This window comes from Cellulomonas sp. Y8 (assembly GCF_008033115.1).
In the GTDB taxonomy this organism is placed as follows: Bacteria; Actinomycetota; Actinomycetes; order Actinomycetales; family Cellulomonadaceae; genus Cellulomonas.
Map to the genome: position 1 here is coordinate 1,636,809 of NZ_CP041203.1, position 22,782 is coordinate 1,659,590.

24 protein-coding genes and 1 pseudogene are annotated in these 22,782 nt (G+C 72.4%); 10 read left to right on the forward strand and 15 right to left on the reverse strand.

All coding sequences use genetic code 11. The annotated features are described in order from the left end of the window. Window positions 1-101 precede the first annotated feature (101 nt). The gene (locus FKM96_RS07330; RefSeq protein ID WP_246855247.1) at window positions 102-878 is read left to right on the forward strand and encodes a glycosyltransferase family A protein; all 777 of its coding nucleotides are present in this window, start codon (window positions 102-104) and stop codon (window positions 876-878) included. Window positions 879-888: 10 nt separating this feature from the next. Here the strand turns inward: FKM96_RS07330 and FKM96_RS21385 are convergent, their stop codons facing one another. Then, window positions 889-1,209 carry a GyrI-like domain-containing protein gene (locus FKM96_RS21385; RefSeq protein ID WP_246855248.1) on the reverse strand — a complete coding sequence of 107 codons (321 nt, stop codon included), beginning with the start codon at window positions 1,207-1,209 and terminating at the stop codon, window positions 889-891. A 442-nt stretch (window positions 1,210-1,651) separates the two neighbouring features. On the opposite strand from FKM96_RS21385, the gene ftsW reads away from it, so the two are divergent. Next, a complete protein-coding gene (ftsW, locus tag FKM96_RS07340; RefSeq protein WP_246855249.1) occupies window positions 1,652-2,881 on the forward strand; it encodes a putative lipid II flippase FtsW in 1,230 nt (409 codons plus the stop codon). A gap of 368 nt (window positions 2,882-3,249) precedes the next feature. Further along, window positions 3,250-4,860 carry an ABC-F family ATP-binding cassette domain-containing protein gene (locus FKM96_RS07345; protein WP_147794686.1) on the forward strand — a complete coding sequence of 537 codons (1,611 nt, stop codon included), beginning with the start codon at window positions 3,250-3,252 and terminating at the stop codon, window positions 4,858-4,860. Between the two features lie 28 nt (window positions 4,861-4,888). On the opposite strand, the gene FKM96_RS07350 is transcribed toward FKM96_RS07345, so the two are convergent. From FKM96_RS07350 to FKM96_RS07370, 5 genes are all read right to left on the reverse strand, one after another. Further along, entirely contained in the window at window positions 4,889-5,680 is a 792-nt protein-coding gene (locus FKM96_RS07350; protein WP_147794687.1) for a phosphatase PAP2 family protein, read from the reverse strand. Between the two features lie 60 nt (window positions 5,681-5,740). After that, window positions 5,741-6,106, reverse strand: coding sequence for a multidrug efflux SMR transporter (locus tag FKM96_RS07355; protein WP_147794688.1), 366 nt, complete (start codon window positions 6,104-6,106; stop codon window positions 5,741-5,743). Window position 6,107: 1 nt separating this feature from the next. Continuing rightward, window positions 6,108-6,422 carry a multidrug efflux SMR transporter gene (locus FKM96_RS07360; RefSeq protein WP_147794689.1) on the reverse strand — a complete coding sequence of 105 codons (315 nt, stop codon included), beginning with the start codon at window positions 6,420-6,422 and terminating at the stop codon, window positions 6,108-6,110. A gap of 19 nt (window positions 6,423-6,441) precedes the next feature. After that, window positions 6,442-7,671, reverse strand: a complete 1,230-nt coding sequence (locus FKM96_RS07365; protein WP_147794690.1) for a sugar MFS transporter — start codon at window positions 7,669-7,671, stop codon at window positions 6,442-6,444. 123 nt (window positions 7,672-7,794) lie between these two features. Next, window positions 7,795-8,043 (reverse strand): hypothetical protein, encoded by a 249-nt coding sequence (locus FKM96_RS07370; RefSeq protein WP_147794691.1) that lies wholly within the window; start codon window positions 8,041-8,043, stop codon window positions 7,795-7,797. A gap of 180 nt (window positions 8,044-8,223) precedes the next feature. Between FKM96_RS07370 and FKM96_RS07375 the strand changes: the two genes are divergently transcribed. Next, the gene (locus FKM96_RS07375; RefSeq protein ID WP_147794692.1) at window positions 8,224-8,694 is read left to right on the forward strand and encodes a hypothetical protein; all 471 of its coding nucleotides are present in this window, start codon (window positions 8,224-8,226) and stop codon (window positions 8,692-8,694) included. A gap of 528 nt (window positions 8,695-9,222) precedes the next feature. On the opposite strand, the gene FKM96_RS07380 is transcribed toward FKM96_RS07375, so the two are convergent. From FKM96_RS07380 to FKM96_RS07405, 6 genes are all read right to left on the reverse strand, one after another. Then, complete coding sequence (locus tag FKM96_RS07380) at window positions 9,223-9,681, reverse strand: hypothetical protein (RefSeq protein ID WP_147794693.1); 459 nt, start codon at window positions 9,679-9,681, stop codon at window positions 9,223-9,225. Between the two features lie 552 nt (window positions 9,682-10,233). Beyond that, a complete protein-coding gene (locus tag FKM96_RS07385; protein WP_147794694.1) occupies window positions 10,234-10,737 on the reverse strand; it encodes a hypothetical protein in 504 nt (167 codons plus the stop codon). A gap of 176 nt (window positions 10,738-10,913) precedes the next feature. Continuing rightward, window positions 10,914-11,270 carry a VOC family protein gene (locus FKM96_RS07390; protein WP_147794695.1) on the reverse strand — a complete coding sequence of 119 codons (357 nt, stop codon included), beginning with the start codon at window positions 11,268-11,270 and terminating at the stop codon, window positions 10,914-10,916. Between the two features lie 337 nt (window positions 11,271-11,607). Continuing rightward, the gene (locus FKM96_RS22150; protein WP_147794696.1) at window positions 11,608-11,949 is read right to left on the reverse strand and encodes an SdpI family protein; all 342 of its coding nucleotides are present in this window, start codon (window positions 11,947-11,949) and stop codon (window positions 11,608-11,610) included. Between the two features lie 8 nt (window positions 11,950-11,957). Continuing rightward, window positions 11,958-12,188 carry a helix-turn-helix transcriptional regulator gene (locus FKM96_RS07400; RefSeq protein WP_147794697.1) on the reverse strand — a complete coding sequence of 77 codons (231 nt, stop codon included), beginning with the start codon at window positions 12,186-12,188 and terminating at the stop codon, window positions 11,958-11,960. Continuing rightward, window positions 12,181-12,606, reverse strand: a complete 426-nt coding sequence (locus FKM96_RS07405) for a hypothetical protein (RefSeq protein ID WP_147794698.1) — start codon at window positions 12,604-12,606, stop codon at window positions 12,181-12,183. The genes FKM96_RS07400 and FKM96_RS07405 overlap by 8 nt, the downstream gene beginning before the upstream one ends. 527 nt (window positions 12,607-13,133) lie before the next feature. On the opposite strand from FKM96_RS07405, the gene FKM96_RS07410 reads away from it, so the two are divergent. From FKM96_RS07410 to FKM96_RS22155, 3 genes are all read left to right on the forward strand, one after another. Further along, on the forward strand, window positions 13,134-13,562 hold the full coding sequence (locus FKM96_RS07410) for a hypothetical protein (protein WP_147794699.1): 429 nt from the start codon (window positions 13,134-13,136) through the stop codon (window positions 13,560-13,562). A gap of 384 nt (window positions 13,563-13,946) precedes the next feature. After that, window positions 13,947-14,381, forward strand: coding sequence for a hypothetical protein (locus FKM96_RS07415; protein ID WP_147794700.1), 435 nt, complete (start codon window positions 13,947-13,949; stop codon window positions 14,379-14,381). A gap of 86 nt (window positions 14,382-14,467) precedes the next feature. Beyond that, window positions 14,468-14,722, forward strand: coding sequence for a transposase (locus FKM96_RS22155; RefSeq protein WP_168216907.1), 255 nt, complete (start codon window positions 14,468-14,470; stop codon window positions 14,720-14,722). A gap of 51 nt (window positions 14,723-14,773) precedes the next feature. On the opposite strand, the gene FKM96_RS07425 is transcribed toward FKM96_RS22155, so the two are convergent. From FKM96_RS07425 to FKM96_RS22160, 3 genes and pseudogenes are all read right to left on the reverse strand, one after another. Further along, window positions 14,774-15,391, reverse strand: a complete 618-nt coding sequence (locus tag FKM96_RS07425; RefSeq protein WP_147794701.1) for a HEAT repeat domain-containing protein — start codon at window positions 15,389-15,391, stop codon at window positions 14,774-14,776. Further along, window positions 15,388-16,125, reverse strand: a complete 738-nt coding sequence (locus tag FKM96_RS07430) for a putative toxin (protein WP_168216908.1) — start codon at window positions 16,123-16,125, stop codon at window positions 15,388-15,390. The genes FKM96_RS07425 and FKM96_RS07430 overlap by 4 nt, the downstream gene beginning before the upstream one ends. A gap of 371 nt (window positions 16,126-16,496) precedes the next feature. Continuing rightward, a pseudogene (locus FKM96_RS22160) lies at window positions 16,497-16,832 on the reverse strand (hypothetical protein); the annotation flags it as partial. A gap of 99 nt (window positions 16,833-16,931) precedes the next feature. Here FKM96_RS22160 and FKM96_RS07440 point away from each other — a divergent pair. The 3 genes from FKM96_RS07440 (at window position 16,932) to FKM96_RS07450 (ending at window position 22,652) form a co-directional block, all read left to right on the forward strand. Beyond that, window positions 16,932-17,831, forward strand: coding sequence for a tyrosine-type recombinase/integrase (locus tag FKM96_RS07440; RefSeq protein ID WP_246855349.1), 900 nt, complete (start codon window positions 16,932-16,934; stop codon window positions 17,829-17,831). Beyond that, window positions 17,828-19,078: a hypothetical protein gene (locus FKM96_RS07445; protein WP_147794705.1), complete on the forward strand. Its 1,251-nt coding sequence runs from the start codon at window positions 17,828-17,830 to the stop codon at window positions 19,076-19,078. The genes FKM96_RS07440 and FKM96_RS07445 overlap by 4 nt, the downstream gene beginning before the upstream one ends. A 1,291-nt stretch (window positions 19,079-20,369) precedes the next feature. Then, window positions 20,370-22,652, forward strand: a complete 2,283-nt coding sequence (locus FKM96_RS07450) for a hypothetical protein (protein WP_147794706.1) — start codon at window positions 20,370-20,372, stop codon at window positions 22,650-22,652. The last annotated feature ends 130 nt before the right edge of the window (window positions 22,653-22,782 follow it).

The window sequence follows — 22,782 nt, forward strand, 5'->3', positions numbered from 1 at the left end:
GGGCCCGCACGGCGCCGCGGACGACGGCGCGTCCCCGGTTGCCGGGCGGCCCTCGCCGTGCGGGGATGGGGCGTGCTCGCTGACCCGACAAGGACGCTCCGGTGACCGGCCGCCCCCCGCTGCGCATCTCCGTCGTCGTGCCCGCGTGGGACGAGGAGGACCGGCTCCCGCGCTGCCTCGCGTCCCTCGCGGCCCAGACCCGGCTCCCCGACGAGGTGGTCGTCGTGGACAACGCCAGCGGCGACGGGACCGCGCGGGTGGCCGCCGCGGCCGGCGCCCGGGTGGTGCACGAGGCCGAGCGCGGCATCTGGCCCGCCGCGGCGGCCGGGTACGACGCCGCGACCGGCGACGTCATCGCGCGGGTGGACGCGGACACGGTGCTGCCCCCGGGGTGGCTCGCGCGGGTCGAGGTGCTGCTCGCGGACGACCCGGGGTGCGCCGCGGTCACCGGACCGGGGCGGTTCCGGCTCGGGTCGGTCGGCGGGCTGGGCAGCGCGCTGGTGCACCTGCTCTACATGCGCGCCTACTTCGTCCTGGCGGGGCTCGCGCTCGGCGGCCCCCCGGTGTTCGGGTCGGCGTGCGCCGTGCGCGCCGCCGCCTGGCGGACCGCACGGCACGAGGTGCACCGCGAGGCCGACGTCCACGACGACCTGGACCTGAGCTTCCACCTGCCGCCCGGGTCGGTCCGGTACGACGCCGGCCTGGCCGTGTCGATCTCCGCCCGGCCGCTGCGGTCGCCGCGCGGGCTCGGCCGGCGGGTGGCCCGCGGGTGGCGGTCCGTCGTGCTGCACTGGCCGGAGCAGGCGCCGTGGCGGGCGCCGGAGCGCCGCGCGGCCTGGTGGCGGGGGCAGGCGGCGCCGGCGGCGCCGCCACGCTGACCCGGCCGCGTCAGCCCGCGGGGCGGACCGGCTGCCGCAGCACCGTACGCAGCCGGTCGGGCGCGACCCGGCGCGGGTCGCCGAGGTAGATCTCGTGGTGCCGGCCGTTCCAGGTCAGGCCGTGGGCGGGCATGAGCTCGTGGTGCAGCCGGGCGAGCGCGGGCGCCTCGTCGTCGTACGACCCGACGTGCAGCACCTGGAGGCACCGGCCCTCGTCGAGCGTCAGCGGCCGGACCCGGTCGACGGGCAGATCCGGCCGCCGCCCCGCAGCGGCCCCGAGTCCGGTGTCGACGTCGGCACCGGCCACCGCGCTCGGTAGCGGGATCAGCATCGTCCAGTCCCAGTCGGCCTTGCGGCCGGCCGAACGCGGCGGGGTCCGCGCTCGACCACAGGCCCTCGAGCGGCCCGACCACGAACGGCTCCCCGGTGCGCCGCTTCCGCGCCGCACGCACCGCGTACGCCACGGTGTAGAGCGCGCCGACGGCGTCCGCGTAGGCGGCGGACGAGTTCGGGTCGCCGTGCCCGTCGACGGCGAGGTAGTCCGCCGGGGGGACCACGACCTCGGCCCACTCGGCGCCCGCCCGGTACAGCTCGGCGCGCTCACGCCGCACGTCGATCGCCACCGCCGCCCTCCCGAGGTCGCCGTCCCGTTCATCATGGCGCGGGCGCGTGGCGCGCGGCACCCGGGTTCCCCGTCCGGCCTCACCCAACCACTCCACCGCCACCACTCAGACGCCGCTGATCGCGCCCGGCACCGTGCCTAGCGTGGCTCGGTGAGCTCGCCGACGGACCGGTCGCCCGCCCCCGGGCAGCCCCGCGCCGACGGCGCCGCCAGCTACCAGCTGCTGCTCGGCGCCTCGCTGACCCTGATGGTGTTCGGGCAGGTGATGGTGCTGTCCGCGTCCGCCGTGGACTCGATCGCCCGCGGGAACTCCCCCTACGCGCTCGCGGCGGAGCAGCTGCAGTTCGCGGTGCTCGGGGTCGCAGCCATGCTCGTGGCCGCCCGGGTGCCGCTGCGGGCGTACCGGAGGGCCGCGGCGCCGCTGCTGCTCACGGCGCTGGTGCTGCAGCTGCTCGTGTTCACCCCGCTGGGGCTCAGCCAGGGCGAGCGGCGGAGCTGGGTCGCGCTGGGCCCGGTCGTCGGCCAGCCGGCCGAGGTGGTGAAGCTCGGCCTGGTGCTGTGGCTCGCGCGCGTCCTGGCGGCCCGGCAGGAGGGCATCCGCGACTGGCGGACGGCGGGGTTCCCGGCGGTGCCGGGCGCCGTGGTCGCGATCGTCGCCACGCTCGCCGGGCACGACGTCGGCACCTCGCTCGTCATGGCGACCCTCGTCGCGGCGGCGCTGTTCGTCGCGGGCGCCCCGCTGCGGCTGTTCGCGGTGGCGGGCGCCGCGGCCGCGCTCGCCTTCGTGGCCATCGCCGCGTCCGCGCCCCGGCGGGTGCAGCGGATCAGCGACTGGCTCGGTGGCGACTGCGACCCGCTCGGCAGCTGCTACCAGACCACCCAGGGCGTGCGGGCCTTGGCCTCGGGCGGCTGGCTCGGGACCGGGCTCGGGCAGTCCCGGCAGAAGTGGTCGTACCTGCCCGAGGCCCACAACGACTTCATCTTCGCGATCGTCGGCGAGGAGCTCGGGCTGGCCGGGACGCTCCTGGTGCTGGCGCTGCTCGCCGTGCTCGCGCTGGCGATGCTGCGCGTGATCGGCCGGCACCCGGACCCGTTCGCCCGCGTCGTCACCGGCGGCGTCCTGGGCTGGGTGGTGTCGCAGGCGCTGATCAACATCGGGACCGTCATCGGCCTGGCCCCGGTCATCGGCGTGCCGCTGCCGCTGGTGTCGGCAGGCGGGTCCTCGCTCGTCGCGACGATGCTGGCGCTCGGCGTGGTCCTGGCGTGCGCGCGCACCGAACCGGGGGCGGCCGAGGCGCTGGCCCTGCGCCCGGGCCGCCTGCGGCGGTCGCTCGGCGTGCTCGGGCGGCCACGCGCCACCCGCTCGCGACGGGCGCGGTGACGGGCCCGGGGGCCGGGGCTGCCCGCACGGTGGGTCACCCCCGGCGGAAAAGGCCTGGGCCGGCGGCGGGGACCGCTGCTACGGTCGCCCCGTGGAGACGATCGAGGTCGACAAAGCCTAGCCACCGGACCGCCGGTGGCTCGCCCCGTCGTCCGACGCGCAGCGCCGGTCCGCCCGCCACGGGCGTCGACCGCGCCGCGACGAGTCCCCGCACGTCCGGCGCCGCACCCGACCCGGTGCGCGACCGCCCGGCCGCCCGCCCCGGCACGCCCCCGCGCGTGGCCGGCCGCGCAGCGCGCACCTCGGCCGGCCGCCCACGCCGACCAGCCCTCCCCGCCCACGGGCCCGGGAGAGAGAAGAGCACGCCCATGTCCCCCTCCCCCACCGTCACCCTGCGCGGGGTCACGCTCGAGTGGCCCGACGGCACGGTCGCCCTCGACCGCCTCGACGCCACGTTCACCGCCGGCCGCACCGGCCTGGTCGGCCGCAACGGCTCGGGCAAGTCCACGCTGCTGCGCCTCGTCGCCGGCCTGCTCACCCCCACCTCCGGCGCGGTCGAGGTCGTCGGCGACGTCGGGTACCTGCCCCAGACGCTCACGCTCGCGCGGGACACCACCGTCGCGGAGCTGCTCGGCATCGACCGCACCCTGGCGGCGCTGCGCGCCATCGAGTCCGGGGACGTCGACCCGCGGCACTTCGACGCCGTCGGCGACGACTGGGACATCGAGGCCCGCGCCGACGAGTCGCTGCACCAGATCGGGTTCTCGGCGGCCGACCTCGGCCGGCGGGTGGCCGAGGTGTCCGGTGGCGAGGCCGTGCTGATCGCGGTCACCGGCCTGCGCCTGCGCCGCACCGCGGTCACGCTGCTCGACGAGCCGACCAACAACCTCGACCGGCCCACCCGCGCGCGGCTCGGCGAGCTCGTCGACACGTGGCCGGGGACGCTCGTCGTCGTCAGCCACGACCTCGAGCTGCTGGAGCACGTCGACCGGATCGCCGAGCTGCACGACGGGACCCTGGAGACGTTCGGCGGGACGTACAGCGCCTGGCAGCAGCACCGGGAGGCCGAGCAGGCGGCCGCCGAGCAGGCCGCGCGGTCCGCCCAGCAGGCCCTGCGGTCCGAGAAGCGGCAGCGCGCCGAGGCGGAGACGACGCTCGCCCGGCGGGCCCGCACCGCCCGGGCGACCCAGCGGGACGGCGGCATCCCGAAGATCCTCGCCGGCAACCGGGCCAGCCGGGCGCAGAACTCCGCGGGCGCCCTGCGGTCCACGCTCGACGACCGGGTGCGGGCGGCCCAGACCGCGGTCGACGCCGCCGACGCCCGCGTGCGCGACGACGAGCACATCCACCTGGTGCTGCCCGACCCCGGGGTGCCGCGGGGCCGGCGGATCGCCGAGCTCGCGGACGGCGCCGGCGGCACGGTGGTCGTCCAGGGGCCGGAGCGCGTCGCCCTGGTCGGCGCGAACGGCACGGGCAAGACGACCCTGCTGGAGCAGCTGGTCTGCGGGTCGGCCCCGGCGCCCGGCCGGCCCCACGGCCGGCTGCTCACCGACGCGGTCGGCTACCTGCCGCAGCGCCTCGACGGCCTGGACGACGAGGCCGGCGCGCTCGCGGCGGTGCAGGCGGTCGCGCCCGGCACGCCGCCCGGGACGCTGCGGAACCAGCTCGCCCGGCTGCTGCTGCGCGGCGACGCGGTGGACCGGCCGGTGCGCACCCTGTCCGGCGGCGAGCGGTTCCGGGTCGCGCTGGCGCGGCTGCTGCTCGCGGACCCGCCCGCGCAGCTGCTCGTCCTCGACGAGCCGACCAACAACCTCGACCTGGCGAGCGTGGCGCAGCTCGCGGAGGCGCTCGACGCGTACCGGGGCGCGCTGCTCGTGGTGAGCCACGACCGGCCGTTCCTGGAGCGGCTCGGGCTGGACGCGGTGCTCGAGATCGGGGCGGACGGGCGGCTGCGGCGGCGCGCGGAGCTGCCCGGCTGAGGGCGGGGCCGGGCACGCGCCGGCGGGGTCAGCCCGCCGGCGTGGCCCCCGCGTCGTCGCCCCCGGCGCCGGCCGTCATGCGCGCGGCGCGCACCGCCCGGCGCCGGTCGACCACGACCACCACGCCCAGCACGGCGACCGCGAGCGCGAACCCCGCGGTCACGTCGGTGAGGAAGTGGTAGCCGAGGTACAGCCGGCTCCCGGCGACGAGCAGGATGCCCGCACCGGTCCCGAGGGCCCAGAGCACGAGCGAGCGCACGTGCGGGCTCCGGATCCAGATGAGGTACCCGGCCGTGAGCAGGAACGTCGCGGTGCCGACGGTGTGGCCCGACGGGAACGAGTACGTCGACTCCGACCCCGGCACGGTCATGGTGTCCAGCGGCGGGCGCGGGCGGGCCACCGCCGACTTGATCGCCACGGACACCAGCGTCGAGAGCACCATGGCCCCGGCCAGCAGCGCCGGCTGCCACCAGGAGCGCGTCGCCAGCCCCCACACCAGGCACGCGACCACGACGACCACCGGCAGGACGCCGGGCCCCGTCACCGCCGAGACGGCCGTGAGGAATGCCGTGACCCCCGGTCCGCGGGCGGCGACCAGCCAGTCCAGCACCGGGAGGTCGGCCTCGGCGAGGTCGTCGCCCTCGGCCACCGCGTCGTGCACGACCAGCAGCCCGGTGACGCCCACGACCACCAGCAGCAGCCCGAGCACGACGGCGGCGCGCGAGGTCGGGTCGCGCAGCTCCCCGCGGCGGTCCCACACGGCGAGCGCCGACCGTCGGGCGGTGGCGACGGTCCGCCGGAACCAGGGCTCGGGGGGCATCGGGTGATCGTCCCAGGCCGCGCCCGCGCGCGCCCGGCGAGCGGGGCGCGGACCGGTGCGTCAGGAGGACGCGGCGTCGTCCGGTCGACCGCGGTCCCGGGTACCCGGGGCGTGCGGGACCAGCTTCAGCCCGATCACCGCGCCGACAATCCCGGCGAGGAACAGCACCTTCGCCGGCGAGGCCGCCTCGTCCCCCGCCACCATGGCGTACGTGACGGTCAGCGCGGCGCCGATGCCGACCCACACCGCGTAGGCCGTCCCGATCGGGATCGTCCGGGTGGCCCACGCCAGCCCGCCCATGCTGGCGGTGAGCGCCGCGAAGAACACGACCGTGGGCACGGGCCGGCTCAGGCCCTCGGACATCCCGAGCGCGGTCGCCCACACCGCCTCGAACACGGCGCTGACCAGCAGGACGAGCCACGGCACGTCAGCTCACCGCCTTCAGGCCGACGACCGAGCCGATGAGCAGCACCAGCAGCGCGACCCGGGCGGCACCCAGCCGGTCCTGGCCCGTCGCCGCGGCCCACACGACGGTGAGCGTCGCGCCGATCCCGACCCACACGGCGTACGCAGTCCCGGTGGGCAGCATCTGCATGGCCCACGCCAGGCCGACCATGCTCAGGCCCATCGACAGGAAGAACACGACCGTCGGGACGACGCGCCGGAAGCCGTTCGACGCCGCGAGCGCCGTCGCCCACACCGCCTCGAGCATGCCGGACCCGATGAGGACGACCCACGCCATGGCGAACTCCACCGCGCCCTCAGGACGCGGTGACCCCGGCCGCGCTCGGCGCGCGGCGCGCGACGAGGCGGTTGAGCCGCTCGGACATCACCAGGCCGAGCGCGACGAGCACGGCGGCGAACAGGGGGAAGATCCATGTCCCCGCCCAGGTCGACAGCACCCCGAACAGCGGCGGCGCCAGCGTCGAGCCCGTGTACGCCGCGGCCATCTGGATGCCGATGATCGCCTGCGAGCTGCTGCGGCCGAAGTTCACCGGCGTGGAGTGGATGATCGCGGGGTAGATCGGCGCGCAGCCCAGCCCCGCGACGACGAGGCCGGCGAGCGCGAGCACGTCGGTCCCCACCGGGAGCGCGATGAGCACGACCCCGACCGCGACCGTCACGAAGCCCCCGCGGATCAGGAGCGTGTCGCCGACGCGGTCCGCGAAGAACCCGGCCAGGAACCGCCCGCCGGTGATGCCCAGCAGGAACAGGGAGCCGAACGCCGCCGCGGTGGCCGTGTCGACGCCGCGGTCGGTGACCAGGTACGTCGAGGCCCACAGGATCGCGGTGCTCTCGAGCGCGCAGTAGGCGAAGAACGCGGTGAGGATCAGCAGCACGCCCGGGATGCGCAGCGCCTGGGCCAGCGGGACGTGCGCCGCGCGGGCCCCCGACGCCGGCGCGTCCTCGTCGTCCCCGGCGCGCTCGGCCGCACGCACGGGGTTCACCCGGCCCCAGAGCGGCAGGCTCACGAGCAGCACGAGCGTCAGGGCGATCTGGATGCCGCCGACGATCCCGTACGCGCCCGACCACCCCAGCCGGGTGCCGAGGGCGTAGCTCATGATGAACGGGCTGATCGAGGCGCCCACGCCCCAGAAGCTGTGCAGCCAGTTCATGTGCCGCGCGGCGTAGTGCAGGGCCACGTAGTTGTTGAGCGCCGCGTCGACCGCCCCGGCCCCGAGGCCGTACGGGACCGCCCACAGGCAGAGCAGCCAGAACGACCCGGACAGCGAGAAGCCCACCAGCGCCGCCGCGGTCATCCCGACGCTCACGGCGGTGACGAGGCCGGCACCGAACCGGCGCGTGAGGCGGTCGGACGCCAGGCTCGACACGATCGTCCCGACCGAGATGATCATCGTGAGGATCCCGGCGAAGGCCAGCGGGACCCCGAGGTCCTCGTGCATCACGGGCCACCCGGACCCGACCAGGGAGTCGGGCAGCCCGAGGCTGATGAAGGCGACGTAGACGATCGTCAGCAGGAGCGAGTACACGGCGTGGTGCGCTGCCTCTCGGCGGGTTCGGGCATGGTCGGACGGCTCCGGCCGGCGAGCGCCCGCAGCGTATGTGGACGATCGTACCGATCAGGCGGGCGGGTCGGGACGCCGTCCACGCCGTCAGAGGCGCGGGTCCGTGCCCCCGTCGTCGGAGCCCCGCCGCACCGGGAACGTCACCAGCGCCGTGATCCCGACGAGGAGCGCCACCACGAGCACGACGACAACCGGGTTCCCCAGCGCATGCAGGCCGCCGACCGGCTCGCTCAGGAGTTCCCGGCAGCGCAGCGATCGGCAGTGTTTCTTGCAGGACTCCAGCGCGACGGCTCCGAAGTCGAACTGCGAGACGCGACGGTCGTACGTGCTGCACACTGCCGGGATTAGGACAGGTGGAGATGACGTGCAATTCCCCGCTCTCGAGCACACGCAGCCCAGTGGTTCGAGCTCTCTGCCGACGCGTCGGCCGACGCCTCGCTCGTCGCCGAACCGGACGGCCACGACCTCGAACTCATGCGGCGCCTGTGCGAGACGGGCCGGATCGAGGACGCCGGCGTGCCCGCGTGGCGGTGGCTCTCGACGACCCGACTGCCGTTCGACCTCGTCTTCACCGTGGACGCGGTGCGTCTGGTCAGCCCCCGCGTGCGGGACATTCTCGAATCCCACCTCGGCCCGAAGGACGAGGTGCAGTGGCTGCCCGGCGCGCTCAAGCACGGCGAGGGCGAGGAACTGACGTACTGGACCCCGCACTTCCCCGTTCACCACGACGTCCTCGACGAGGAGCTCGCCGAGCGGGATCCCCGGCTCGGCACACCCGGGCGCTACTTCTACTCCCCGGCCAAGCTCGCCGGCCACGCGATGACGACCTGGCACACCCCCGCGCGAGACGTCGAGGCCTATGGCCGCGTGGTCCACATGCCCTCCCGCACCGCGGCGGACACGCTCGTCGTGAGCGCCGCGATCGCACGAGACCTCAGGGCGGCAGGTGTCACGGGCGCTCGGCTCTCGCCGGCGCCGGTCTCGTAGCGCCCGCGGCGTCGCGGGGTGGGCCGCAGGCCTGGCGCGGCTGCGCCCTGACGTCTCCGGTCAGGTCACCGAGATGGCCACCCGCGACCTGGCCGTCGATTGCGTCCTCGACCTCGCTCGCGAGTACAGCGAGGCTGGTCTCATCACGTCACGCGACCGGGCCCTGGGCCCGGGACGAGGCATGGCCAGCAGGACGACGAAAGCCCGACACGCCACCGTCGTTGAGGTTCTCCCGGAGTTCATCGCCCCGTGACACGCCGAACGCACGCGTCTTTGCGCACATGGAGCGTGTCGGCTCCTGGGCCGGACACCTGCCTGACCCGCCCGTTGCGCGACCTGGGGCTGCCGAGGACCAAAGCGACTGCCAGGCACGGGCACAACCCGTTGTTCCGGCTCTGAGGAGCTGCTCGCGGCCTGCCGGCGTCGGTTCAGACGGGACAGCCCCCACGCTCTAGCACGTCTCACAACCAGTGACTTATCCGCATGTGCCCAGCTGGACCGTCAGGCAACGACTCATTGCGCGCCATCTCACGGCACACTGGGATGGAACTCGTCACCATGCACACGGAGGAAGACCTCACGTCCAGCCACGTCTCGGACGTACATTTTTTCACCCCGCCAATCAGCCTCGGCAACTACGTCGGCAAGCTCCCACCTGTCCACCTCACCCTCGGTTCCAACAAGTCGCACCGAAGTTTCGCAGACTGCAACCCACGCCGCGCCGGCCTGGTAGACCCAGATCAGGTCCTCGTCAAACTTCGCGGACCACATCGATCCGGACGTCGACAGCTCGACGAGAGTCCTCGCCGTCCAAATATAAGCCGAACGAGTCCCGTTCCCGATTCCAACTGGACGCCACGAACGCTCGGTAGACCGCCACAGCTCGTCGCCACGGATCCTTATGGTGAGAGTTGCGAACAACTCCTCGCCGTAGGGTTCGAAGGCAATCTCGAAGCGCTCCACGCCCACGACGTAGGTAGCGCTCACTCGTTCTTCCTTCACGACCACGCCTTCCTGTCCGCCGGGGGAGCTGTCAGCGACCTGAGCGACCCTTCACGATCTTGACACCCACCCGGCGTGGATGTTCCGGCTCGACGCTCGATCGCGTCGGCGTCCGAGTGGCGACTCTCACCGAACAGCGCCTTCATCTGCGCTTCCGCGACCCGCCCGGAGACACCGAGAGCACCCGGGCCCTCCCCACCCAACGGCCGGGCGGGTTGCCCGAGGCGGTGTGGTACGCGCTCAGATCCTCAGCTCATGGCGACCTCGCGATTCACGCCGGGCTCGCACCTCTACAGTTGACGGTCTGCTTCTCTCAGCAACCATCGGACCAATTCAATCGGAACCTCCGACTGCGTATAGAATCGCACGCTCCGGTGGCCCGATTCTTCGCTCTCGAAGACGTCCGCGACCTGCTCGCCCTGTGTCGTCTGAAGCTCGAGCGCCATGCCCTCGCGATCGTCATTGCTACTCGCCAGGATCAATCGATACCCTTCCACCGTTCTTCACCTCCCACATGCACTACGCGAGGAAATCCCATCAGGTCACCGTCACGCCGATCGACGTTCCAGCGATCACAGTCCACGCGACGAGGAAACCAACAAGATCCCATGCCTTGGGTTGCGAACTGCTTCGAGGCGACCAATCACTCGGGTTCCCGGAGTCGGACCACGCCACCCAGTCCATGCCTGTAGCGATCGATCGCGGCAAATGCGAGATCCCGACTGCCAAGTGGGCCGCGCCGAGAGAAAAAAGCAAGCGGGCGAGCCGGATGAATAGCGCCGCCGCGGTATTGATATAGACGACCAGGCAGGCGGCACCTGGGACGAAATTCGCGATGTGTCCGATCGCGGATGCCGCGTGGACGATGCTGCGGCCCCCGAGTCGCACTCGGATGTCCGGAGCTCCGCCCCAATGCGCGGCCACGAGCGAGCGCGCCCCGAGCAGAGCTCGGGTCAGTCGACCCCTCCCGCCCTCACCGCGCGAGGCAATGAAACGAATCACCTGCAGCGGCATGAGATTCGCGACGAGCATCGCGTGCACCGCGGTCCCCGGCAGAACCGGCTTGTAGCTACCCGGTGGCGTCACACCCGACATGCCGGCGGCAAGTCCTGTCCACTCGAAGATACTCTGCTCCCACTGTCCGAAACCGCCGCCCCAGACGCGGGCGCAGCGTTGCCGGCGATCCGACCGATCGGTCGGGGTCGGCCGCGGTCCCGTCAGGCGCCGTCCGCCTGCGCGATGCAGAACTGGTTGCCGTCGGGGTCGGCGAGCACCGTCCATCGGAACCCGGGCATCTGCTGCTGCGCCACCAGCGACGCGCCGTCCGCGAGCAGGGCGCGCACGGCGGTCTCCCGGTCCTGCGCGTGCATGTCGAGGTGCACCCGGTTCTTCCCGGGCGTGGGGTCGGCGACCTTCTGGAACGCGAGCGCGGGGCCGTCGGGCCGGTCGACGGTGACGAACCAGCCGTCCGCCTCGTCGCGCACGGTCCCGCCGACGTGCCGGGCCCACCACGTCGCCAGAGAGACCGCGTCGGTGGTGTCGAAGGTGATCATGCCTACGGAGAGCGTCGTCATGGCCACACCGTAGAGCGGCCGCGGGGGTGACCTGCACGACCCGGTGGGTCACCAGCCCGTCCCGCTCGTGCCGCGGGGCCGTGACGACATCGCCGACCTCCACGGCGGCCGGGCGGTGCCTAGGAGCCCGCCTCGTGGCGACTCTGTGCGAGAAGCTGCCCTTCGCCGCCTGCGGGTGTCGGGAACTCGAACTCCGCCGGGTCTTCCCGTCCACGCACCACGAGATCGACGTTGGGAGCCGAGCACGCTGCGCCGATCATGATCAGTCCGAAGGACCACAGGCCGATCGACGCCCGCGCCCACTCCAGTCAAGGGACTTAAGACTTCGGGCGGGGGGTTAGACCGGCTGCGAGTCGGTCGCCGCGCGCTGGGCGACGCCCCGCGCCGACCAGCATGATCGCGTACAACGCCAGAAGCACGAGGCCCACGACCTCCGCGTTCCAGCCGCTCGGCAGAGCGAACAGGGCGATCGCGCCCCCGCCAGGACGACCACCGCACTCGCTGGGAGAACCAGCCGAAGTGCCGCACGGTGCGCAGCGCGCCACGCACCCTCCGACCGCTGAGTCTTCTGAGTCCGGATTCCGACCATCCCGTTCGCGGGCAACGCCCCGCGGGCGGCGCCCCAGACAACCCCAGTCACGACGACTGCGAGCACGATAGTGATGATGATTGGTGCCATGTTTCCCCCTACGTCAATGTGACGTCGACGCCCGGACCGGCGCCCGAGTCGTCCACGTGAAACAGCTCATCCACGCGCGTCCCCAGCGCGGCCGCCAGACGGAAAGCCAAGGGAAGACTCGCATCGAAGCGGCCACGCTCGATCGCGATGATCGTCTGCCGCGACACCCCGACGACCTCCGCCAGGCCCGACTGCGTCATGCCGCGCCGCTCTCGCAGGTGACGGACGTCGTTACGCATCGTCGACCACCCTTGCGCGCCACCCCAACCGGAGCCGCACCACGAGGTCGATCACGACGATCGCCAACGCGCCGATCAGCACCACCCGAACCACGGCCAGATCCGGGATGAGGAGGCTGAGCACCGTGGACAGTGCCATCGCGCTGAGCGCGTCGGGGGCCACTCCGCCCAATGCGTCTTTGAACACCCCCCGCTCGACCGAGTCCGATGCGAACTCGGGCCCCCGCGCGTCGGCTGTGCGTGCAGCGAGTGTCCGCGCCCCGAAGTGGACGGCCGCCGCGACGGCGACCGCCAATCCGACGCCGGCACCCGACAGCAACGATCCGATGCCGTCGCCGACAGCGGCTCCAAGCACCGCCCCCAGAGCGACGAGCACCACCAGCGTGGCACTTGCGGTAGCGATCGGCCTCCCTGTCATGCACAGCAATGTAAAGCGTACTTAACACGCGTGCAACCGGGTGCAGCCAGGTTGCCTGGTCCCCGAGCGCGGCCGCTGTCGCGTAGACCCCCAGGGCGGCACCGGCCGCTGCCTGAATCGCTCCTCAGGCGTGCCACGCGCTGGGATCGGGGTACTCCACGGCTGGGCTTCCACGGCGGCGTTGATGGTCGCCTATCGGTTCGACGGCGACCTCAGACCGCGGTGCGGCCGTTTCCGGCGCATCACGATCCACTGACCTGCAAGAACGTGGCTCCTGGCGGAACGACGAAGGCCCAGCACCGTCTCGGGGCTGGGCCTCGATCCCGCTGTCACACTGGGTGCGCCCGGAGGGACTCGAACCCCCAACCTTCTGATCCGAGGCCTGAGTGGCGAAACGCCGACTTGAGTGGTTTCGCAGACGCCACCACTCAGTGGGCGGTCGATCCGACTGAGGCACTCGCAGCGTGAACGTGCGTGGCAAGAGCTACCCCACTCACCCGGTCAGGACGCCAGGTAGCCAGGTGCGTATGGACACGACGATGACGCCCCCAGCATGCGCCTGTTGGGGCGTGAGTTTGCAGCGGTGGGCCGCCAAGATGGACGTCGCGAACAACTCGCCGAAGACCATCTCCGAGCGACTGAGGATCGTCCGCTCGGCAGCTCGGGACACAGGGCTGGCCGACTGCCTTTTGACGGCGGACGCGATGACTCAGTGGCTTCGACTGCTTCGCAACCCCGAGTCCCGGGCGACGTACTACCAAGCGCTGCGGGCGTGGTCGATCTTCCTTGTCCGCGAGGGGTACCGCGACGACGACCCGACGCTGCGTGTCCCCCGCCCGAAGGTCCCAGCGGCGGCGCCTCGGTCCCTGCCCGACGATTCGGTACGCCGCGCGCTGGCGGGAGCGGTGCTCGAGGGCGGCGCTGGCCGCGCACGCGGTGCGCGCCACCGTCTGTGACGTGCTCGCTGCCGGCATCACCAGCGCGTGGTCGCCCGCGCAGCGCCCCGCCCAGGCCGGGTGGTTGCTGGACCGGGTCCGCGCAGCAGACGGCGACCAGGTGCCCGCGCCGCGCCGCGGCGCCGGACTCGCACGCGTGAGCGCGACCGACCTGCCCGGGGCGTCGCGCCCGGGCGGACGCGGGCAGCATGCGGATGCCCGAGCGCGAGCGTTGCTGCCGTTCACGCCGACGATCGCCCAGGAGACCAGCGGCCTGTACGTCGCCGCGGCGATCCCTCCGGGATCGCGCCGCGTCAGGCAGGAGGTCTGGATGCACGAGGTCCGATCCACCCTCGCCGGCGCCCGCATCCTGCGGGACGCTGCCGAGAACGTGCTGGGGGTCGCTTGCCTGAGGACCGCGCGCAACGCCTCGAGGCGGCACTCGACCTGCGGTGGCGGCTGCCGGTCCTGCGAGGCATATCCACACGCGACCTTGCCTCCCGGGTACGGACCTTCCACCTGGCGGGCTGGTCGGTCGCGGACCTCGTCAAGGCGATCGACCGCACCCCGGACGGGGCGCCGCACCCGCACGACGGCGCCCGTGGGGTGCGGTGGGCGCGGGGGTGGCTGGTCGCGCGGCTCGCGGCCTGGCTCGACGCCGACGGCGTGCCCCTGCCGGCCCCGTCCCAGGTCGCTGAGGCCTGCCGCGCCGCCGCCGTCGAGCGAGCCCGACAGCGACGGCAACAGCCCGCGACCGCCGGTGTCCCCGGCCGCCGGTCGCCGGGGTACCTGGCGTGCAAGGCGGCCTTGGCCGAGGCCCGCGCCCTCGCGCGGCACTGACGCCAGACCACTAGGGCGTGTTGATTAACCGCGTTGATGTCGTCGTGGGCGAGGGTTGATGGGTACGCACGGAGATCTCGGACGAGGTGCGGTCGGTCGTCGAGCCGTTGCGGCCGTCGTCGCAGGGTGCAGGTCGCCCGTGGTCGGACCACCGTGGCGCGATCGAGGGAATGGTCTGGAAGTACCGCACGGGCTCGCCGTGGCGGGACGTGCCGGCCCGGCTCGGGAAGTGGAACTCGATCTACCAGCGGGTGGGGGTGGTCATGCGTATGGATGTGCGGCGACCCTGCGAGCCACCGGCCGCCACGTGTTGCGCGGGGGACGCGGCACTCACCGGCTGAGCCCCGGCCGCTGCTTCGTGCTCACGCCATGGGTGTAGACGGCCGTGTCGCTCAGCCGGGCGTCAGTCGAGACAACCCGCGCCGTGCCGACGCACGGACCCACCCGCGAGGATCCTGGAGCCCTGACTCCAGCGCCGCACGTTCCGACGGTGTAGCCACGCGGCTGAGCGCCTGGATCGCGTGCCCGCCGATCGTGGGGTCACCCACCAACGACGCCAGCAGAGCAGCTGCCTCCGGACGCTTCGACTTGCCCAGCGCGAGCGCCAGCATCTCCCGGCCCCGCCCGAACGCCGGTTCGACGACCAGCGTCACGTAGTCGTCGTAGTACACATCGCTGAACAGGACGTTGAGCGCGTTGCCGATGGTCCAGCGCATGCCGGTACCGGTCGGGTCCTCCTGCGGATCCAGCTCGCGGAAGTCGCTCAGGAACCGCTGTCGCACCTCCGGGCCCGCCCACGGCACCGAGAGAGCGCGCACGAGCTGGTCCTTCAGGCGCGGGTCGTCCACGCGGTCGAGCCACGCCAGAAGAACGGGGACCGCGGCCCGGTATCGCACGCCGGACGTCCGCAGGGCGCTGACCGACGAAGTCCTCACCCCAACGGACTCGAGATCCCGCAGGATCTCGTCTTCCCGAGGCCGCAGCTCCTCGGTGCGGGCGTTGTCACTCACATCAGGAGTCTAATCACGTTGATGTGCCCGGCTGTGATCTCGTCGCGCAGGGCCGAACTGAACGTCGTCGATTCGCGGACGTAGAGGTTGAACGCCATGCCGTTTTGCTGCGCGTAGAGGTTGAAGTCCTTCAGCTGGGCGGTGTAGCTGAGGTGCGCGACGTTCTTGACTTCGCCGATCGCGGTGGCTGTCAGCTCGTCGGGGATTCGGTCGTTCGCTGTCCCGCTCAGTGACGGGATGCGCTGGGTGTTCTTGACGATTCCGGCGGCCTGTTCGCCGGCGATTCCGGTTGCGCGGACACCCGCCATGCTGTCGTCCGCCGCGCCCGAGGCGGCCCTCGATCCCGATCCGCCGAATGAACCGACAGTCACCGCGGTGGCCGTCGTGAGGCTGCCGAGCTTGTAGGACCAGTCGTAGGTCGAGTCGCAGGCGTTGGGGTTGCCGATCAGCTCGAACGGGTCTCCTGCGGGGCTCCCGGTCATACGAGTGAGGCTGTTGGCAGCATTCATGAAGAAGTCGAGGACACCTGCGCCGAACGACTGCAGGGCGTTGTTGACCAGCGATTCGTCGTTGGAGTCGATGAGTGCTTCCCACCACTCCAAGCCCAGCGGGTCCACGAACTGCAGCGGGTTTCCGTTCGTGTAGCCGTACATCGATCGGGTCGCGTCGATAGCGGGGTCAACGGAGACGAACTGACCGGTGCTCGGGTCGTAGTAGCGTGCCCGCAGGTACACCAGGCGGTCGCGTCGGTGTACTCCCCGGCGAACCCGAACCTCGTGACGACTGCCACCGCGCTACCGGAGGTCGCGGCGATGGTCGGGGACCCGTACGGCTCGTAGTTGGACTCCGCGATCACCGCGGCTGTTGTGTCGGTGACAGTCCGGATCGACCCGAGGGCGTCGCCGTGCAGGAACTCGCGCACACCGGTGTCGTCGCGCTGCGCGCGTGGTGCGGTGCCAAGACCGTAGAGGTACGAGTGCTCACTGTCAGACAGCAAGAGCGAGACGGCGGATGTCCGATCCCAGACGAACTGCTGACCCTGGGGGGCGTCGCTGGCCGCGGCTAGCGTGGTGGTGGACCGAAGACCGTCCCCGTCGTAGGCGTACGACCATGTCTCAGCACCATCGCCCTCGATCGAGACGACCCGATCGGCGCCGTCGTAGGCCAGGACTCGGGCGTTCGCGCCCGTCTGGACTGCGCCTGCCGGAGCCGCCCGTCGCGGCTCCCGGGGGGCCCGAGGCGACGAGGCTCCGGCTCCGGCTGGGGAAGGGCGACCGACCTGGGCGCGACGTCGCTCCGGCGGGACGACGAAGGCCCAGCACCTCGTCGGTGCTGGGCCTCTGCCTGCTGGGTGCGCCCGGAGGGACTCGAACCCCCAACCTTCTGATCCGAAGGTTGAGTGGCGACTGAGTGATCTGGACTCCTGGCCGGCTCCCACCACTCAACCGGCGGCGCGCGTGCCCGCCGCGGTCGCGGCATGACGCGTACGGGCTGCCGCCTCCCCCACTCAACCGGCGAGTTCAGGGGTAGGGACGTGAGGATGACGACGACAACGATGCCGTACGCGTGCATCTGCGGTGGCCAGGCGCTACAGCGCTGGCTGGCGCACATGGACATGGCGAACAACTCGCCGAAGACGATCAACGAGCGGGCACGGATCGTGCGCGCCGCCGCGACGTCGACCGGCTTGCCCAGCTGCCGGCTGACCGCGGACGCGATGATGGAGTGGCTGCGCCTGATGCGCGAGCCCGGGTCGCGCGCGACGTACTACAACGCGCTCCGGGCGTGGAGCGTCTTCCTGGTACGCCAGGGGTATCGCGAGGACGACCCGACGCTGCTGGTGCCGCGCCCGAAGCTGCCGAGAGCGGCACCGCGGTCGCTCCCGGACGAGGCGGTGCACCGCGCGATCGCAGCGGCCGGCCTGCAGCTTCAGGCCAAGATGCTCCTGGGTGCTGTCGCCGGCTTCCGGCCGGGCGAGGTCGCCAAGGTCCGGACGCGGGACTTCCGACAGGCCGAGGGCATGGTCGAGGTGGTCGGCAAGGGTGGCGTCCGGGACTACGTCCCCGTGGCGCCGGGCCTCGCCGAGCTCGTCGAGCTCATGCCGGCTCGCGGCCCGTGGTTTCCCTCTTCGCTCGACCCGCGACGTCCCATGACGTCGAACTCCCTATCCGCGAGCGTGTCGCGGGGCTTCAGGCGGGTCGGTGCCGAGGGCACGGCTCACCGGCTGCGGCACTGGTTCGCCAGCACGATGCTCGCCGAGGGCGTCGATGTGCGGGTCGTGCAGGAGCTGCTTCGGCATCGCTCGCTGGCAACGACGGCTCGGTACACGGCCGTGGGGCAGCAGCGACGCGTCGACGCGATCGCGACGCTCCCGCTGCTGCGCCCTACCGCCCGGGTGAGTGCGCGCACGAACTCGAACTCGATGGGACTGGCGGCATGACCGAGATCAACGAGCTGGGTACGAGCGCACCGCTCGAGGAGCAGGAGCCGAAGCGACCCCGGCGACCGCGTTGGCTGATGGCAGCCGTGACCGCGGCCGCGCTGGTCGTCGTCGGCGGCGGTGCGGGCGCGATCGTGTGGAACGTGCGGGAGGACGCCCGGTACACCGCGGCGCTGGAGCAGTGGCGGGAGGCGATCGACAGGCTCGAGGCCGACCTGGCGGCTGCGGAGGCGGTGGCGGCCGGGCTCGCGGCCGGCGTCGAGACGCCGGGACCGGAGTCCGGTGCGGAGGGGGTCGTCCAGGCTGCCGACGTCCAATCGGCCGGCGCCGATGATCTGGAGGCGTTCGCGATCCAGGTGGCTGAGAAGCGTGAGCTTGACCTGGGCATCGACCCGTGGATGTCCCGGGCGCAGAAGATCGACCGGGTCGGGGAGGTCGTCGCCGCCGTGGAGCTCGCTCGCGGTGACCTGGCTCGGGATGTCGCGGTGGTCCAACTCTCCGTGGCATCGAACCGCGTCGCTCACGTCCTCGCCGAGGTCTTGGAGCCTGCGGCGACCGACCTGGACGCGGCAGTCGCCGCGGTGCAGGAGTCGCTGGGCGGTGCTCGCGAACACCTGACCGTCTCGGAAGGCGACACCCTGGACGACGCAGCGCGGGCCGCACTGACGGAGGCGATCGACGCGGCTGCGGCCGCGGTCGAGGCCGCCGCCGGCGAGGCTGTCGAGCCTGGCCGCGCGCTGCTCGCCGAAGCCGTCGGTGTGCTGGCGGACCTCGCCGATGCGCTCGACGACGCGGACTTCGCATCCGTCAACGCCCTGATCACGCGAGCAGATCAGACGCTCGAGGAGGCGGCCGCGATCACCGCGGCGCTGCCCGAGCATGCGGCCCAGCTGCGCGCGCACGTCGACGCGCTCGCCGGCGCACGCGACGCGGTCACGCAGGCGCAGAACGCCAAGGCGTCCGCCGTAGCAGCGGCGGCAGCCTCGCCGGCGTCGGGCGGCACCACGAACTCCGGCGGGTCCAAGGCCCGCACGGGAAGCTCGTCGACCGGGAACCGATCCTCTGGCGCTCCGGCGCCCTCCGGCAAGAGCGGATCGTCTTCCTCCGGTTCGTCGGGCAGCGGGTCCGCCTCCGGGTCTGGAGGCGGGACCTCGTCGGGCGGAGGCACCTGGGTGGAGGAGGGCTCCGGCACGTGGTGCGGCGAGTTCGACACCTCTGGCGTCGAGGGCTCTGGAGGGTGGTGCTGATGGCGGGCTGACCTGACGTCGCAGCGAGCGAAGGGACCCTCGCCCTGAACAGGGCGAGGGCCGGTGCTACGAACACCGGCCCTCCGCTTGCGCGATCCCTGGAAGAGACGACCACCGGCGGGGCGTGAGCCCCGGGGAGGCTTTGACGTGCAAGCAAGGCAAGTTTGGCATGCCCGAAGAGGGCTGAGTATGGGCTTGGCGGTCCTACTCCTGGTCCCGCTGATGCTGGTCGCGGGGCTCAACCCGGCCCGCGCAGCTGCGCTCGGCCCCGGTGTCACGATCTACCCGTCCGGGTATGGGGCCGTGCACCTGGGCCCGTACGAAACACCCGCTGGTGTCGACGACTCCGTCGGCTACTGCGTGCAGGCGCGGATCTACCCGCCGAGCGGCAGCGACACGATCGCCTCGACTTCGGTCTTCTCCGACCCGGTGTTGGCGTACGTCTACTCGCAGCACCGCTACGCCACCGACGATGCGACCGCGGCTGCGGTGGCATACGAGACCCACATGCGCGGCGAGATCCCCGGTTCGATGGCCGGCGGGAACGTCGGCACCGTCCGCTCCCTCATCGCCGCGGCGACTCCGCAGTTCGTCAAGGACCGTGCGGCGCAGCTCGTCGCCGAAGCGGAAGGGCTTGCGGGCCCTCTGCAGGCTGCATCCCCTGCGTCAGCCTCCGGCTCGGGCACTCGGACCGGCGTGATCGCGATCCACCCGCTCGTGGGACGCGGAGGCGTCCCGCTTGTCGGTTACCCGATGACCTTCACACTCAACGGCCCTGCCACTCTCGATGCCACCGGTACCAAGACATGGACGGGGACAAGCCGGGCCGAGACGTTCTACCTGTCGTGGACTGCTGAACCCGGGGCGAACGGCGCTGTCACGGGCTCCTACCGCTACTCGAACCTGCCTCGACAGACCCTCACGTATGTGCACCCGTCCGGGCAGCGGCAGGCTCAGCTGACGTACGGCCTGCGGGCGCCGTCTGACCCGGAGGAGCTGATCCTGCCGGGTCCGACGTTCCGTGCGGTGGGTGACTTCCGACCGCAGGGGGTGTCGTCGGCGCCGGCGTTCGTGGATGTCGGCGAGGAGCTGGTGGACACGTTCGTCCCGCAGGCGCACCCGGAAGACGAGTGGGTGCACGTCGATGGGCGCCCGGTGCCGGTGACGTATTCCTACGACGTGTACGACGTGGGCTCAACCCCGATCCCGGAGTCCAACACCGCCCCGTCGGGCAGGCCGGTGTTCTCCGGGACGGCGGTCGCGACCGGTGGCCCTGGTGTCCCCGATCACGGTGAGCGCTGGGCTCGCGTCGGAGCCGATCACGTACGTGTACGTGTGGGGGTCGTCGAAGCAGCTCCAGCCCGCGGTGTCGCGGGAGTACGTCAAGGACGTGGTGTGGACCGACGGGACGAAGTTCGCTGAGACGACCGTGGTGCGGGCGCCGCTGGAGCACTTCTCGCAGATGCGTGAGTACAACGTGGAGCTAGGCGGGCGCGCGTTCGACGAGGTCACGATCTCCGGGTTCCCGGACGACTACGGCGAGTTCGACGGGATCGGGCCGTTCGGCCCCGACGGCGAGTTCGCGGACTTCACGGTGTACGGCCCGAAGACCGACGGGTACTTCACCGAGCCGGAGGTGCCCGAGGGCACGCCGGTGCTGATGAGCACCACGCTGCCGGCCCGCAACGGCACCTACGAGGTCGGGTACGGCGAGGACGACCATATCGTCCCGAACCAGGCCGGCTGCTACGTCGCGATCTACTCCTACGCCGGCTCAACGCGCGTCGCTCCGTTCTCGAGCAGAGCGGACGACGTCCGTGAGCAGTTCTGCGTGCGGGACGACCCCTCGATGTGGCTGGACATGATGTCCACCGCCTCGCAGTCGGCGAGAGCCGGCGTCGGTGAGATCGCCGACACGGTGATGATCATGGGTCCGGCGTTCCCGACCGAGGGCGCGACCCTGACCTGGGAGCAGTGCACGTGGGTCCCGGGCGACGAGCCCGGGTGCGAGAACCCGGTCGTGACGCACACGGTCGACGTGCCGCGCACCGGCGCGTACATCCACCCGGACCTGGCGACCCCAAGCATCCACGACTTCCCGCCAGGGACGCTCGCGGTGCACGTGGGCTGGTCCCCGGTGCTGCGGGACCGGGCCGGCATCGAGCTGATGCGCGAGCCGTGGGGCACCGCCTCGCAGACCACCCTGGTCACGGCGGACCTGCCGGGGATGGCTTCGACGGCGACGTCGAGCGCGACCACGGGTGACGAGGTCCGCGACGAGGTGACGTTCACCGGTGAGAAGCGCGCGGACTGGACCCTGCACTGGGAGGCCTGCTGGCTCGATGCGGACCTGACCTGCCCGGAGGAGGCCGAGTTCCCGATGGGCGAGCCGGTGACGGTCGACCCGGAGGTCGACGTCTACCGCACCCCGGCCTGGGAGGTGGAGGTCCCGGCGGGCACGCCGCCGGGCGCGCGCCTGTACCTGGGCTGGGTGCCGGTGGTGACCGACGCGCTCGGCGTGGAGCTGATGCGCGAGGACTGGGGTGTCGGCGCGCAGACCACGGTGGTCGACCATCCGCTGCCGGAGATGGTCAGCAAGGCCACGGAACGTGGCGTGGTCGGCGCCGGCACCTCGCAGGACCGGGTCGTGATCACCGGTCCGGTACTGGTGGGGTCTCGGCTGGTGTGGAACGCCTGCTACTCCCTGCAAGGAGACGCGGGTTGCCGTCCGGACGCCACGGTGATCGAGCCCGGCCCGGTCGCCGGCGCCGAGCCCGGCCAGGAGCCGGACGGGGGCGGCGAGCCCGGGGACGGTGAACCCGCCGACGAGGTTGGGGAGAGCGACCCGCAGGTCGGGATCGTGCTCCCGGAGCTCGCCGTGGGCCAGACGCTGCAGTTGGACGGACCGGAGCTGGCGCTGACCGACGGCGACCTGCCGCCGCACGAGGGTCTGCAGCTGTCGTGGATGCCGCAGATCCTCACTCCCGAGGGTGAGGTGCTGATCGCCGAGCCGTACGGGACGCCGGAGCAGACCACGAAGGTCGACTTCCCGCCGATCGAGACAGTCACGACGGCGTACGCGGAGAGCTCGGACGGCCCGTGGTACGGCGACTGGATCGGTGACCGCGTGAGGGTGACTGGAGAGATCCTGCCCAGCGACCAGGTCACGGTCAGGCTCTACGCCTGGCCGAACGACGGGCCGCCGGTGTGCGAGGGCGAGCCGCTGGCCGAGGTCGACCTGGACCTGGTGCCCGGGGTGAGCGACTACGACACGGGACTCATCTACGAGACGCCGCGTGACCGCACGGACCTCACCTACGGGTTCCAGGAGACGACCGTCTCCCGGGACACCGAAGTGGTGTCCGAGTGCGGGCTCGCCGCCGAGACGGTCAAGCCTCAACCGCGCGCGGCCGAGGACTGGGCGGCGGCCGCCGACGACGAGGCCTCGGCGCTGGCGAAGACCGGCGCCGTCCGGGTGCTTCTGATGCTCGTCGTGGCGGCGGTGCTCGCGATGACCGGCGGGTCGATCACCCGCTGGTCCGAGCAGCGGCGGACGGCGGGCGCGACCGGCTAGCGCCCCCCAGCTCCTGCGCCGGCGGCGTCGTGCCGCCTCCCCTCGGCTTCCGTGCCGCCGGCGCAGGACAACACGGCCCCGACCGCCCGGGGCCGGGCAGGCATCCCCGTGGGTAGGGGCGGGACCTGCC

What these genes read in the sequence shown, in the direction of transcription:
- FKM96_RS21385 (WP_246855248.1), bottom strand. Translation starts at nt 1,209, where the DNA reads ATGCTGATCCCGCTACCGAGCGCGGTGGCCGGTGCCGACGTCGACACC.
- FKM96_RS07390 (WP_147794695.1), bottom strand. Translation starts at nt 11,270, where the DNA reads ATGACGACGCTCTCCGTAGGCATGATCACCTTCGACACCACCGACGCG.
- FKM96_RS07400 (WP_147794697.1), bottom strand. Translation starts at nt 12,188, where the DNA reads ATGCGTAACGACGTCCGTCACCTGCGAGAGCGGCGCGGCATGACGCAG.
- FKM96_RS07405 (WP_147794698.1), bottom strand. Translation starts at nt 12,606, where the DNA reads ATGACAGGGAGGCCGATCGCTACCGCAAGTGCCACGCTGGTGGTGCTC.
- FKM96_RS07445 (WP_147794705.1), top strand. Translation starts at nt 17,828, where the DNA reads ATGACCGAGATCAACGAGCTGGGTACGAGCGCACCGCTCGAGGAGCAG.
- FKM96_RS07360 (WP_147794689.1), bottom strand. Translation starts at nt 6,422, where the DNA reads ATGGCGTGGGTCGTCCTCATCGGGTCCGGCATGCTCGAGGCGGTGTGG.
- FKM96_RS07410 (WP_147794699.1), top strand. Translation starts at nt 13,134, where the DNA reads ATGGACACGACGATGACGCCCCCAGCATGCGCCTGTTGGGGCGTGAGT.
- FKM96_RS22150 (WP_147794696.1), bottom strand. Translation starts at nt 11,949, where the DNA reads ATGGCACCAATCATCATCACTATCGTGCTCGCAGTCGTCGTGACTGGG.
- FKM96_RS07440 (WP_246855349.1), top strand. Translation starts at nt 16,932, where the DNA reads ATGACGACGACAACGATGCCGTACGCGTGCATCTGCGGTGGCCAGGCG.
- FKM96_RS07350 (WP_147794687.1), bottom strand. Translation starts at nt 5,680, where the DNA reads ATGCCCCCCGAGCCCTGGTTCCGGCGGACCGTCGCCACCGCCCGACGG.
- FKM96_RS07345 (WP_147794686.1), top strand. Translation starts at nt 3,250, where the DNA reads ATGTCCCCCTCCCCCACCGTCACCCTGCGCGGGGTCACGCTCGAGTGG.